The following is a 12,889-nucleotide window of genomic DNA, read 5'->3' on the forward strand; positions in this document are numbered from 1 at the left end:
GACGTCGCTGGGCTAGCGTGCCGGTCATGCGGCCGACCGACCTCTCCCTGCTGCGCACGCCCGGCGTCCCCACCGTGTCCCCGGACGGGACGACCGCCGTCGTCGCCGTCTCCCGGCTCGACCTGGACGCCGACGAGTACCGCAGCCAGCTGTGGACCGTGCCCACCGACGGCTCGGCGCCGGCCCGCCCGCTGACCCACGGCCACCGCGACCAGGCCCCGGTGTTCTCGCCCGACGGCCGCTGGCTGGCCTTCCTGTCGGCCGAGCCGAAGGGCCGCCCGCAGCTGCACGTGCTGCCGACCGCCGGGGGAGCGGCGCGGAGGCTCACCGACCACCACCTGGGCGCGGGGGTGCCGGTGTGGTCACCGGACTCCCGCCGGCTGGCCTACACCGCCCGGGTGCCCGAGGCCGGTCGCTACGGCACCGACGAGGACGTCCCGCCGGCGGCCGAGGCGCCGCGGCTGATCACCACGCTGAAGTACCGGCAGGACGACCTGGGCTTCACCAACGACCGGCGCAGCCACGTCTTCGTCGTGGGCCTGCCCGCCGACGCGGACGACGACGGCGTGGCCCTGGCCGAGCCGTTCCAGGTGACCGGCGGGGACGTCGACGACGCCGACGTGGCGTGGAGCCCGGACGGCACCGAGCTGGCGTTCGTCTCCGCGCGGCACGAGGGGGCCGACCTCGACCGGGTCAGCGACGTCTACGTCGTCCGGCCCGACGGCACTGGCCTGCGCAGGGTCACCGAGTCGCGGTCGGCGTGCGCGCACCCGGCGTACGACCCGCAGGACCCGGCCGGCAGCACCATCTACCTCACCGCCCAGCCCGACCTCGGCCCGCTGGGCCGGGACTTCGTCGGGCGGAACACGACGCTGTGCCGGGTCGCCGCGGCCGGCGGACCGGTGGAGCCGCTGCTCGACCCCGAGGAGCACGACCGCGGCGACGAGACCCCGGCGACGGTCGTCGCCGACGGGGCGGCGTTCGTCGGCGTCCAGCGGCGCGGGGCGGTCGAGCTGCTGCGGGTGCCGCTGTCCGGCGGTGCGCCCGAGCCGCTGGTCGACGGGCCGTACACGGTGCGCGGCATCGGGGTCGGCGGCGGCGTCGTCGTGGCCACCGTCGCCCACGACCGGTCGGCCGGCGAGCTGATCGCCATCACCCCGGGCCGCCGCCGGCTGATCACCGGGTTCGGCGCCCAGCTGCAGGCCACCGGGCGGCTGCACCGGATGCGCGAGCGGACCGCGACCGCACCGGACGGCTACCCGGTGCACGGCTGGGTCACCACGCCGCCCGGCCCCGGCCCGCACCCGGTGCTCCTCACCGTGCACGGCGGCCCCTTCGCCCAGTACGGCTGGACGCTGTTCGACGAGACCCAGGCCTACGTCGAGGCGGGGTACGCCGTCGTGCAGTGCAACCCGCGCGGCTCCTCCGGCTACGGCCAGGCGCACGGCCGGGTCATCAAGGAGCACATGGGCGAGCTGGACGCCGACGACGTCGTCGCCTTCCTGGACGACGCCCTGCAGGACCCGGCGCTGGACTCCTCGCGGGTCGGCATCATGGGCGGCTCCTACGGCGGCTTCATGACGACGCTGCTGCTCGGCCGCACCGACCGGTTCGCCGCGGGGATCAGCGAGCGGGCGTTCAACGACCCGGTGAGCTTCGTCGGCTCCTCGGACATCGGGTTCTTCTTCCCCGACGAGTACGTGGGCACCGACCCGGAGCGGATCGCGGCGCAGTCGCCGATGGCCACGGCGCACCGGATCACCACGCCGACGATGGTGATCCACTCGGAGGAGGACTGGCGCTGCCCGCTGGAGCAGGGGACCCGGCTCTACGTCGAGCTGAAGCGCCGCGGCGTGCCCACCGAGCTGCTGCTGTTCCCGGGGGAGGGGCACGAGCTCTCCCGCACCGGCCGGCCGCAGCACCGGCGGGCCCGGCTGGAGCACGTGCTGCGCTGGTGGGGGCGCTGGCTGCCCACCCCGCAGAACAGCTCGGCGATGGGCGCGCTGCCCGCCGGGTCCACCGCGGCCACGGCCCCGCCGCCGGTCGAGCGCCGGACGGCGGAGCCGCTGACCGTGCAGGCCACGCGGGTCGGTTGATCGTGCCGCCGCCGGTTCAGCGCCGGCGGCGGACCACCGCGTAGCCGAGGGCGAGCAGGCCGGCGACCAGCGCGGTCCCGGTGGTGCGGGCACGGAGGCTGGCCCGCACGATGCCGAGGGGGTCCGGCTGCGCCAGCCGGGTGCCCAGCAGCGCGCCGCCGAGCGGGGAGTCGACGCCCGACCCGACGGTGACGATGTGCTGCGAGGGGGAGTCGAGTCGGGCGGTGAGCCCGGCGTCGGCGAGCGCGCCGGCCAGCTCAGCGAGGTCGGCGCGGCCGGGCCGCGTGCCGTTGCGGGCGGTTGCCGCGGCCCGCAGGCCGAGCACGAAACCGCGGACGTCGTCGGCGACCACGTGCAGGTCACCGCCCCCTGCGGTGACCCGCACGGGCGCGCCGTCGACCTCGATCGACAGGTCGGCGGTCACGTCGAGGCGGGCCGCCTCCGGGTTCATCCCTGGCTGGCGTTCTCGGTGGTGGTGATGCGGAGCGTGCCGTTCAGCCGCCAGGTGGCGCGCGGCGCGTCCGGGCCGGTCTCCCGGGGGACCTCGACGATCATGTCGACGAACTGGTAGTTGATCGCCGCGCCCTTGCCGGTCAGGTAGGTCCACATCTCCTTGCCGAGGTCGGCGAAGCTGGTGGCCTCGTGGGACTTGATGTCGCGCTCGCCGGTCGCTGCGTCGCTGTTCGCCATGCTCATGGGGATCTCCTCGATCGGTCGGTGTTCGCGGGGGTGCGGCTCTTCCAGAGGCGCCGGCGACGCGTTCGTCGACGGCTTCGGTTGTGCACTACCCGGTTCGGCTGCGGCGAACCGGTGACCGACCAGGTGATCGCCGTCCGGACGCGCCGCCCACCGCTCCGGCGCCGACGCGGGCTGCCCGGTGCCCGTGCCGGGCTAGCGTGCTCCCATGGCGCTCATCTACCCCGTCCACGCCGACCTCCCCGAGCCCGACGAGGACAGCGAGCCGGACTTCGCCGAGCTGGCGGCCGACCTGTCCGACAACTGGCTGGTCGAGATCGCCGTGGGGGAGGACGGCGACGACGCGTGCTTCGGCCCGCTCACCGCCCGGGCCGCCTGGGACCTGGCGATCGACCTCGACGACCGGCGTCCCGACTGGTCGATCTCGGTGGTGCCGCTGCACGTCGCCGGGACGGCGGACGAGCTGGTCGAGCTCTTCGACGAGGAGTAGCGGCCGACGCGGTCACGACGGCGGGTGCTCGGCGGCAGAGAGCTCGTCGACGTTCCCGCGGGAACGTCACCGCCCCGTGAGATCAGTCGTCCAGCCCCCACTCGCCGAGGTGCGGACCTCCGATGCCCTGCGTCGAGTCGTCGCCATGACGGGCTAGGTCAGCCCGGCTTCGTACGCGGCGATCACGAGGTGGACCCGGTCGCGAGCGCCCATCTTCGCGAGGATGCGGCCCACGTGGGTCTTGGCGGTCAGCGGGCTGACGACCAGCTCGTCCGCGATCTCCTGGTTGCTCCTGCCCGCGGCGACCAGCCGGAGCACCTCGCGTTCGCGCGCCGTCAGGCTGGCCAGCCGCTCGGGCGCCGGCGCGTCCGGGCGACTCAGCGCACGGGTGATGACCGCCCTCGTCGCGCCGGGCGACAGCAGCGCCTCGCCCGCCGCGACGGTGCGGATGGCGTCCAGCAGTGCAGCCGGGCGGGTGTCCTTGGGCAGGAAGCCGCACGCCCCCGCGCGGAGGCCGCGCAGCACGTTCGTGTCCGTCTCGAACGTGGTCAGGATCAGCACCTTGCTGCCGCTCGATCCCTCGTCGGCGACGATCTGCCGGGTCGCCTCGATGCCGTCGGTGCTCGGCATCCTGATGTCCATCAGGACGACGTCGGGGCGCAGCTCCAGGGTCAGCGTCACCGCGTCGTCGCCGGTGCCGGCCTCCCCGACGACCTCCATGTCACCAGCGGAGCCGACCAGCAGCGCGAAGGCGCCGCGCACCAAGGCCTGGTCGTCGGCGAGCAGGACCCGGATCATGACGGCACCCGCCAGGACTCCGGCAGCGGCAGGCTGGCCCGCACCTCGAACCCCCCGGACTCGCCGGGCCCGGCGGACAGCTCGCCGCCGACGGCCTGCGCCCGGCCGGTCATCCCGACGATCCCGAAGCCGGCCGGTGTCACGGTCGAGCCCGGTCGCGCGGGCCCGCGGTCGACGACCGCGATCTGCAGCCGGTCGCCGTCCTGGCTGAGCCGGACGGTGGCGTGCTCGGCCGTCGAGTGCCGGATCACGTTGGTCAGCGACTCCTGGATGATCCGGTAGGCCACGACGGACACCGTCGACGCCACCTCGTCCGGCAGCCCGGCAGCCTCCACGTCGACCCGGACACCGGCGGCCTCGGCCATGTCCACCAGACGCTGCAGCTCACCGAGCTGGGGCACCGGCTCGGTCGGCTCGGCGTCGCCACCGTGCAGGACGTCCAGGATGGCACGCAGCTCGTGGAGCGTGGCCCGGCTCGTGTCCGACAGGTCGTGCAGCGTGCTGGACAGCTCCCGCAGCGGCACGTCGTCCCGCCCCGGCAGCTGGTCGATCAGGTGCGCAGCGACCGACGCCTGGACGTTCGCGACCGCGAGGCCGTGTGCCAGGACGTCGTGCAGTTCGGCAGCGATCAGCACCCGCTCTCCGGCGACCCGCCGCTCGACCTCGTCGGCACGCTCCTGCTCGAGCCGCGCGGTGACGGCGGCCTTCCAGTTCTCGCGGAAGCGGACCGCGAGCCCGGCGAAGAAGGCCATGAGCAGCCAACCGACGCCGAGGAGCGCGTTGCCCAGTGCCCCCGACGCGGCGACGACCGGCAGTGCCACCGCGCCCACCGCCACCAGGGCGGCGTAGCCCGGTCGTGGTGGCTCGCTGTAGCGCGCCGCCGTGAACGCCGCCACGACCAAGGCCGGCATCGTGGCTTCGTGGGGGTAGTCGAGGAGGTGGTACGGCGTCGACACGGCGAGGACCGCGAGGACGACGGGGATCGGCCAGCGCCGGCGGACCAGCAACGGCGACGACATCGCGGCCAGGAGCGCGATCGCCCAGAGGTCCACGCGTCGCTCGTCCCCGGCACTGACCGCCTGGAGCGTGATCGCGCCGACGACGCCGAGCGCGAACGACCCCGCCGCCAGCAGCCGGTCGGCCACTGGCGGACGGAGTGCTCTCATCGTTCACACACGGTCGTCGACACTGTCCTCACTCGTCCGGGAGAGCCTGCTGGGCCACCAGATCCTCGACCCCAGCGACATCGTCAGTGCGGGGACCACGACGGACCGCACCAGCAAGGTGTCGATGAGCACGCCGACGGCGACCAGCACCCCGATCTCGACGAGCATGACGAGCGGCAGCGAGGCGAGCACCGCGAACGTCGCCGCCAGCACGACGCCGGCCGAGGTGATCACGCCACCTGTCACCGCGAGGCCCCGCTTCGTGCCCTCGGCAGTCCCGTGCCGGACGGCTTCCTCGCGTACCCGGGTCATCAGGAAGATGTTGTAGTCGACACCGAGCGCGACCAGGAAGAGGAACCCGATCAGGGGCACCGACGACTCCAGCCCGGCGAACCCGAGCACGTGGTCGAACAACAGGTTGCTGAGCCCGAGGGCTCCGAAGTACGACACCACGACGGTGGCGACCAGCACCAGCGGAGCCACGATCGCCCGCAGCAGCAGCCCGAGGATGCTGAGCACCACCAGCAGGATCAGCGGCATCACCAGGTTGCGGTCGGTCCGGTTGGTCTCGGCCTCGTCGAGCCTCTCGGCACTCGGACCGCCGACCAGCGCACCCTCCTCCCCGGCGACCTCGCGCACGTTCTCCCGCAGCCGCTCGATCGTCGCCGTCTCACCCGTGGTGTCCGGGGCGTCGACCGGGATCACGGAGATCTCCACCCAGTCGTCGCTGGACCGACGGAGCTCGGCCTGGGCGACCCCCGGTGTGCCCTCGACGGCGGTCAGGACCTCGAGGCTCTGGCCCGGCCGGCTCATCACGGTGAGCGGCTGACCGCTCTGGTCGGGGTAGCGGGCCTCGATCAGCTTCGCCCCGACCACCGAGTCCGGCGTCGAACGGGCGAACTGGTCCAGCTGCGGGAGCGTGCCGCTGGCACCCAGCGTGCCCAGCGCGAGACCGCCCAGGACCACCAGCGGGACCACCCAGCTGACGACGCGGCGGCGCGAGACCAGCTCGCCGAGCCGGGCCCACCCAGACCGGGGCTTGTGCGACTCGCCCCCGAGTCGCGGGACGAAGGGCCAGAAGACCCGTCGCCCGAGCACCACCAGCAGCGCCGGGAAGAGCGTCAGCATGACCAGCATCGCGGCCACGATGCCCGCTGCACCCACCGGGCCGAGACTGCTGATGCTGTTCAGGTCCGCGGCCAGCAGGCACAACAGGCCGGCGACCACCGTCGCCGCCGAGGCGAGGATGGCCGGGCCGGCCCCACGCAGCGCCTGCAGCATCGCGTCGATCGGCCGTTCGTGGCGGTGCAGCTCCTCGCGGTAGCGGGACACCAGGAGCAGGGCGTAGTCGGTGCCCGCGCCGAAGACCAGCACGATCAGCAGCGCCGAGCTCATGCTCGTGATGGTGAAGTCGAAGACCTGGGTGAGCGCGTAGACGGTGGCCATCGCAGCGATCGCCGCGACCCCGACCGAGGCGAGCGGGACCAGCCACAGCAGCGGGCTGCGGTACGTGATGATCAGCAGGAGCGCCACCACCACGGCCGTGGCGAGCATCAACGTCGCGTCGACGGCGTCGAAGACCTCGTCCATGTCGGCCCCCAGCGCGGTCGGACCGGTGACGTGTGCGTCCAGGCCGCTGGGCCGGTCGGCGAGGAGGGCACGCGCGTCCGCGGTGGCGGCGGCGTCCTCGGCGACCGCATCGCGGTCGAGCGGGAACGCGTACATCAGGGCCGTGCCGTCGGCGGAGTCGACGATGTCGGGCAGTGCGTCGGTGCCGTTGCCGAATCGCTCCGCCAGCTCGGACCGGCCGCGTTCGACCGCCTCCCGATCGCCCGGCTGGAGGCCACCCGGTCGTTCGTAGACGACCACGAGCAGGCCGTTCTCGCCACCGGGCAGGTCGGCCTCGGCCTGGAGCACCTTGGTCGACTGGGCGCTGGCCGGCAGGTAGTCGACCTGCCCGTCGCGGGTCACCGAGTCGAGCTTGCCGGAGAGCGAGTAGCCGCCCACCATCAACCCGACCCACACGGCCAGCACGAGCCAGGGCAGCAGCGTCTTGGTCCGTGATCGCTTCGGTCTCTCATCGGCACCGGTGTGGTCGGGCGCCGCCAGTTGAGTGGTCATGGCGATCACGCTGTCAACCACGCGGGGCTGACGCGTCCGGCCACGGCACGCACTCCGCCGTACTCCGTGCGGAGTACGGCAGGCGGCCGGGTCAGGCGACCAGGGCCTGCCTCCCGAGGTGAGCGGGTGTCACCAGCCGCGCTCGCGCCACTCCGCCAGCTGGGGGCGCTCGGTGCCGATGGTGGTGTCCTTGCCGTGGCCCGGGTACACCCACGCCTCGTCGGGCAGCTCGCCGAACAGCCGGGCCTCGACGTCGTCGATGAGGCTGGCGAACCGGGTGGCGTCCTGCTGGGTGTTGCCCACGCCGCCGGGGAACAGGCTGTCGCCGGTGAAGACGTGCGTGCCGGCGTCGCCCGGGCCGCGCCACACCAGCGCGATCGAGCCGGGCGTGTGCCCGCGCAGGTGCACCACCTCCAGCACCTGGTCGCCCACCGCCACCGTGTCCCCGTGCTCCACCGGCCGGGTCACCTGCACCGGGAGGTCGGCGGCGTCGGCCGGGTGCGCCACCGTCTGCGCCCCGGTCGCCTCGACGACCTGGGGGAGCGCGCGGTGGTGGTCCCAGTGCCCGTGGGTGGTGACGACGGTGCGCAGGTCCGCGCCGCCGACCAGGGCGAGCAGCGCCTCCGGTTCGGCAGCGGCGTCCACGAGCAGCGCCTCGCCGGTCGAGGTGGCGGTCAGCAGGTAGGCGTTGTTCGCCATCTCGCCCACGGCCAGCTTCGCGATGGTCAGCCCCGGCAGTTCCCGGACGTCGGCCGTGCCGCCGACCTGCACGTCGCCGGTGTACGTCTGCCCGCTCATCCCGCTCCGATCTGAGAACTGTCGGTGCCCCCGGATAGGTTCGACCGCATGGACGCTAGTGCAGGTTCCGCGCGCCCTGACCCGTCGACCGGGTCGGTGACCGACCGCGCTGCGGAGGGCACCGGCATCGTGGGGGCACCAGCCACCGAGCTGGCCGCCCGGGTCCGCTCCGGCGAGCTGTCCGCCGTCGAGGTGGTCCGCGCGCACCTGGCCCACCTGACCGAGGTGGAGGCCCGGATCGGCGCCTTCCGCGTCGTGCGCGCCGAGGCCGCCCTGGCCGAGGCCGCCGCCGTCGACGCGTCCACCCGGCGCGCCGAGCTGCCGCTGGCGGGGGTGCCGATCGCGGTGAAGGACAACGTCGCGGTCGCCGGCGAGGTCGCCACCGACGGCTCGCTGGCGCACCGCCCGGCCCCGGCGACGGCCGACCACCCGGTCGTCGCGCGGCTGCGGGCCGCCGGTGCCGTGGTGGTCGGCATCAGCCGGGTGCCCGAGCTCTGCCTCTACTCCGCCACCGACGCGCCGGGCACCGTCACCCGCAACCCCTGGGACACCGCGCGCTCGTCCGCCGGCTCCAGCGGGGGCAGCGCGGCCGCGGTCGCCGCCGGCGTCGTGCCGCTGGCCCAGGGCAACGACGGCATGGGCTCGCTGCGGCTGCCGGCCGCAGCCTGCGGCCTGGTCACCCTCAAGCCCGGCTCGGGCGTCGTCCCGGCGCAGATCGGCGCCGACGACTGGTCCGGGATGGCGGAGAACGGCGTGCTCGCCACCACCGTCGCCGACCTCGCCACCGGCTTCGCGGTGCTGGCCGGCACCCCGGTGGTCCCGCCGGCGGCCCCTGCGGCGCCGCTGCGGGTCGCCGTCTCCACCCGCTCACCCGTCCTCGGGGTCCGGCTCGACGATGCCGGGCGCGCGGCGGTCGACGCGGTGGTCGCCGAGCTGCGAGCGGCCGGGCACACCGTCGTCCGCAAGGACCCGGTGGTCACCCCGGCCGCCGCGCTGGGCACGGTCGCCCGGTGGCTGGCCGGCGCCGACGCCGATGCCGAGGCGCTCGACCTGGACCGGCCGGCTATGGAGCCGCGCAGCCGCACGCACGCCCGGCTGGGCCGCTGGGTGCGCCGGGCCGGGCTGGTCCGGCCGCGCACCGCGGCGGCGTTCCGGCAGCGGATGGCCGGCTTCTTCACCGACGTCGACGTGCTGCTGACCCCGGTGGTCACCGGCCCACCGCTGGCCGCGCGGCCGTGGCACGAGCGCGGCTTCCTGGCCAACATCACCGCCAACGCCCGCTGGGCGCCCTGGACGTCGGCCTGGAACCTGGCCGGTCTGCCGGCGCTGGTCCTGCCCGCCGGCCCGGGCCGCGAGGGCCTGCCCACCTCGGTCCAGCTGGTCGGCCCGGCCGGGTCCGAGACGCGTCTACTCTGGCTGGCCGGAGAGCTGGAACGCCGGCTGCCCTGGCGGCGGCACGCGCCGGTCTTCGACCCCGTTCAGCCGGCCGGCACCGGTACCGGCTGATCCGCGCCCGTCGCCCGGCCGGACGGTGGGGGAGACCGAGCCCACACGTGGGTGTCGGGAAGCCGCTCTCCCGGCACACCGTTCGACCAGGTGATGGACCAGCCACGGCCCCAGCTCCGCCCCGCACCACCCGTCCCCGCCCACCGGGGACAGCACCGAACCACTGCGACCGACAGGGATCACATGGACCGGCTCGTCGTCAGCGGCGCCCGAGAGCACAACCTCAAGGACGTCCACCTCGACCTGCCCCGCGACGCGATGATCGTGTTCACGGGGCTCTCCGGCTCGGGCAAGTCCAGCCTGGCCTTCGACACGATCTTCGCCGAGGGCCAGCGCCGGTACGTCGAGTCGCTGTCGGCCTACGCCCGCCAGTTCCTCGGTCAGATGGACAAGCCGGACGTCGACTTCATCGAGGGCCTGTCGCCGGCGGTGTCCATCGACCAGAAGGCGACCAACCGGAACCCGCGGTCGACCGTCGGCACGATCACCGAGGTCTACGACTACCTGCGCCTCCTCTACGCCCGCGCCGGTCAGCCGCACTGCCCCAACTGCGGCAAGCCGATCTCCCGGCAGACGCCGCAGCAGATCGTCGACCAGGTGCTGGCGATGGAGGAGGGCACCCGGTTCCAGGTGCTCGCCCCGGTCGTCCGGGCCCGCAAGGGCGAGTACGTCGACCTGTTCAGCTCGCTGCAGACCCAGGGCTTCTCCCGGGTGCGGGTCGACGGCACCGTCCACCCGCTGACCGAGCCGCCGAAGCTCAAGAAGCAGGAGAAGCACACGATCGAGGTGATCGTCGACCGGCTGACGGTCAAGGAGAGCGCCAAGCGCCGGCTCACCGACTCGGTCGAGACCGCCCTCGGCCTGGCCGGCGGCCTGGTCGTCCTCGACTTCGTCGACCTCCCCGAGAACGACCCGCAGCGCGAGCGCACCTTCTCCGAGCACCTCGCCTGCATCGACGACGGGCTGTCGTTCGAGGCGCTGGAGCCGCGGTCGTTCTCGTTCAACTCCCCGTTCGGCGCCTGCCCGGAGTGCACCGGCATCGGCACCCGCAAGGAGGTCGACCCCGACCTCGTGGTGCCCGACCCGCAGAAGAGCCTCGGCGAGGGCGCGATCGCGCCGTGGGCCGGCTCGATGAGCAACGAGTACTTCCAGCGGCTGCTGGGCGGGCTCGGCGACATGCTCGGCTTCTCGATGAAGACCCCGTGGGAGCAGCTGCCCGCCAAGGTGCAGAAGGCGGTGCTGCACGGGTCCCCGGACCAGGTGCACGTCCGCTACAAGAACCGCTACGGCCGCGAGCGCAGCTACTACGCCGCGTTCGAGGGCGTGCTGCCCTTCCTCGAGCGCCGGCACGAGGACACCGACAGCGAGTTCATGAAGGACAAGTACGAGGGCTACATGCGGGACGTGCCGTGCCCCGTCTGCCACGGCACCCGGCTGAAGCCCGAGATCCTGGCCGTCAAGATGAACGGCCGGTCCATCGCCGAGGTCACGGGCCTGTCCATCGGCGACGCGTCGGAGTGGCTGGACGCGCTGGAGCTGGGCGAGCGCGAGAAGGCCATCGCCGACGCCGTCCTCCGCGAGATCCAGGCCCGGCTGTCCTTCCTCGTCTCCGTCGGGCTGGACTACCTGTCCCTCGACCGGCCGGCGGCGACCCTCGCCGGTGGTGAGGCGCAGCGCATCCGGCTGGCCACCCAGATCGGCTCGGGGCTGGTCGGCGTCCTCTACGTGCTCGACGAGCCCTCGATCGGGCTGCACCAGCGCGACAACGTCCGGCTGATCGAGACGCTGGTCCGGCTCCGCGACATGGGCAACACGCTGATCGTCGTCGAGCACGACGAGGACACCATCAAGCACGCCGACTGGGTCGTCGACATCGGCCCGGGCGCCGGCGAGCACGGCGGCGAGGTCGTGGTCAGCGGCACCTACGAGGACCTGCTGGCCAGCGAGCGGTCGATCACCGGGCAGTACCTGTCCGGCCGTCGCGAGATCGCGATCCCCAAGGAGCGGCGGGTGCCGACCCCGGGTCGCGAGCTGGTGGTCAAGGGCGCCCGGGAGAACACCCTGCGCGGGATCGACGTGACCTTCCCGCTCGGCGTCCTGGTGGCGGTCACCGGTGTCTCGGGCTCGGGCAAGTCCAGCCTGGTCAACGACATCCTCTACACCACGCTCGCCAACGAGCTGAACCGCGCGCGGATGGTGCCCGGCCGGCACCGCACCATCACCGGCCTGGACCAGCTGGACAAGGTCGTCGGGGTCGACCAGTCGCCGATCGGCCGCACCCCGCGGTCCAACCCGGCCACCTACACCGGCGTCTGGGACCACGTCCGCAAGCTGTTCGCCAGCACCTCGGAGGCGAAGGTCCGCGGCTACCAGCCCGGCCGGTTCTCCTTCAACGTCAAGGGCGGCCGCTGCGAGGCGTGCTCGGGCGACGGCACGCTCAAGATCGAGATGAACTTCCTGCCGGACGTCTACGTGCCTTGCGAGGTGTGCAAGGGCGCCCGGTTCAACCGGGAGACCCTCGAGGTGCACTACAAGGGCAAGACGGTGGCCGAGGTGCTGAACATGCCGATCGAGGAGGCCGCGGAGTTCTTCGAGGCCATCCCGGCGATCTCCCGGTACATGCGCACCCTCACCGACGTCGGGCTCGGCTACATCCGGCTCGGCCAGCCCGCCACGACGCTGTCCGGCGGTGAGGCGCAGCGGGTCAAGCTCGCCAGCGAGCTGCAGAAGCGCTCCAACGGCCGCACCATCTACGTGCTCGACGAGCCGACCACCGGCCTGCACTTCGAGGACATCAACAAGCTGCTGCAGGTCATCCAGGGGCTGGTCGACAAGGGCAACTCGGTCATCGTGATCGAGCACAACCTCGACGTCATCAAGAGCGCCGACTGGCTGATCGACATGGGCCCCGAGGGCGGGTTCCGCGGCGGCATGGTCGTCGCCGAGGGTGCCCCGGAGCTGGTCGCGACCGTCCCGGAGAGCCACACCGGCCGGTTCCTGGCCACCATCCTGGACCCGGAGGCCGTCGCCGCGGCCGCCGCGCCCGCCGCCCCGAAGAAGCGGACCCGCAAGAAGCCGCAGCTCACCGCTGCGGTCGCCGGCGAGCAGGCCAGCTGACCGCTCCGGCCGGGCCCCGCGCGGCCCGGCCGGCCACCGGACCGGACGGGGTGCGCCCCGCCCGGTCCGGCGGTCCGCACTACCAGGTCACGCTCCGGGGC

The 12,889-nt window shown here is 73.6% G+C and carries 10 protein-coding genes; 4 read left to right on the forward strand and 6 right to left on the reverse strand.

From position 1 onward, the window contains the following. The first annotated feature begins 26 nt into the window (after positions 1–26). Positions 27–2,096 carry a S9 family peptidase gene (locus FHX36_RS01505; RefSeq protein ID WP_110550587.1) on the forward strand — a complete coding sequence of 690 codons (2,070 nt, stop codon included), beginning with the start codon at positions 27–29 and terminating at the stop codon, positions 2,094–2,096. Between the two features lie 16 nt (positions 2,097–2,112). Here the strand turns inward: FHX36_RS01505 and FHX36_RS01510 are convergent, their stop codons facing one another. Both FHX36_RS01510 and FHX36_RS01515 read right to left on the reverse strand, forming a co-directional pair. Then, a complete protein-coding gene (locus FHX36_RS01510; RefSeq protein ID WP_110550571.1) occupies positions 2,113–2,547 on the reverse strand; it encodes a hypothetical protein in 435 nt (144 codons plus the stop codon). Then, positions 2,544–2,792: a hypothetical protein gene (locus FHX36_RS01515; protein ID WP_220035789.1), complete on the reverse strand. Its 249-nt coding sequence runs from the start codon at positions 2,790–2,792 to the stop codon at positions 2,544–2,546. The genes FHX36_RS01510 and FHX36_RS01515 overlap by 4 nt, the downstream gene beginning before the upstream one ends. 208 nt (positions 2,793–3,000) lie before the next feature. Between FHX36_RS01515 and FHX36_RS01520 the strand changes: the two genes are divergently transcribed. After that, complete coding sequence (locus tag FHX36_RS01520) at positions 3,001–3,282, forward strand: hypothetical protein (RefSeq protein ID WP_110550572.1); 282 nt, start codon at positions 3,001–3,003, stop codon at positions 3,280–3,282. A 153-nt stretch (positions 3,283–3,435) separates the two neighbouring features. Here FHX36_RS01520 and FHX36_RS01525 read toward each other — a convergent pair whose 3' ends face one another. From FHX36_RS01525 to FHX36_RS01540, 4 genes are all read right to left on the reverse strand, one after another. Beyond that, positions 3,436–4,080 carry a response regulator gene (locus tag FHX36_RS01525; protein WP_110550573.1) on the reverse strand — a complete coding sequence of 215 codons (645 nt, stop codon included), beginning with the start codon at positions 4,078–4,080 and terminating at the stop codon, positions 3,436–3,438. Next, positions 4,077–5,225, reverse strand: a complete 1,149-nt coding sequence (locus FHX36_RS01530) for a sensor histidine kinase (protein ID WP_220035790.1) — start codon at positions 5,223–5,225, stop codon at positions 4,077–4,079. Before FHX36_RS01530 ends, FHX36_RS01525 begins: the two co-directional genes overlap by 4 nt. 24 nt (positions 5,226–5,249) lie before the next feature. Continuing rightward, positions 5,250–7,367, reverse strand: a complete 2,118-nt coding sequence (locus FHX36_RS01535) for an MMPL family transporter (RefSeq protein ID WP_110550589.1) — start codon at positions 7,365–7,367, stop codon at positions 5,250–5,252. A gap of 129 nt (positions 7,368–7,496) precedes the next feature. Next, positions 7,497–8,165, reverse strand: a complete 669-nt coding sequence (locus FHX36_RS01540) for an MBL fold metallo-hydrolase (protein WP_110550575.1) — start codon at positions 8,163–8,165, stop codon at positions 7,497–7,499. Between the two features lie 96 nt (positions 8,166–8,261). On the opposite strand from FHX36_RS01540, the gene FHX36_RS01545 reads away from it, so the two are divergent. After that, positions 8,262–9,671, forward strand: coding sequence for an amidase (locus FHX36_RS01545; protein ID WP_258372563.1), 1,410 nt, complete (start codon positions 8,262–8,264; stop codon positions 9,669–9,671). A gap of 183 nt (positions 9,672–9,854) precedes the next feature. Beyond that, entirely contained in the window at positions 9,855–12,788 is a 2,934-nt protein-coding gene (uvrA, locus tag FHX36_RS01550; protein WP_110550577.1) for an excinuclease ABC subunit UvrA, read from the forward strand. Positions 12,789–12,889 lie beyond the last annotated feature (101 nt).

The sequence above is a fragment of the Modestobacter versicolor genome (genome assembly GCF_014195485.1).
GTDB classification, from domain to species: domain Bacteria; phylum Actinomycetota; class Actinomycetes; order Mycobacteriales; family Geodermatophilaceae; genus Modestobacter; species Modestobacter versicolor.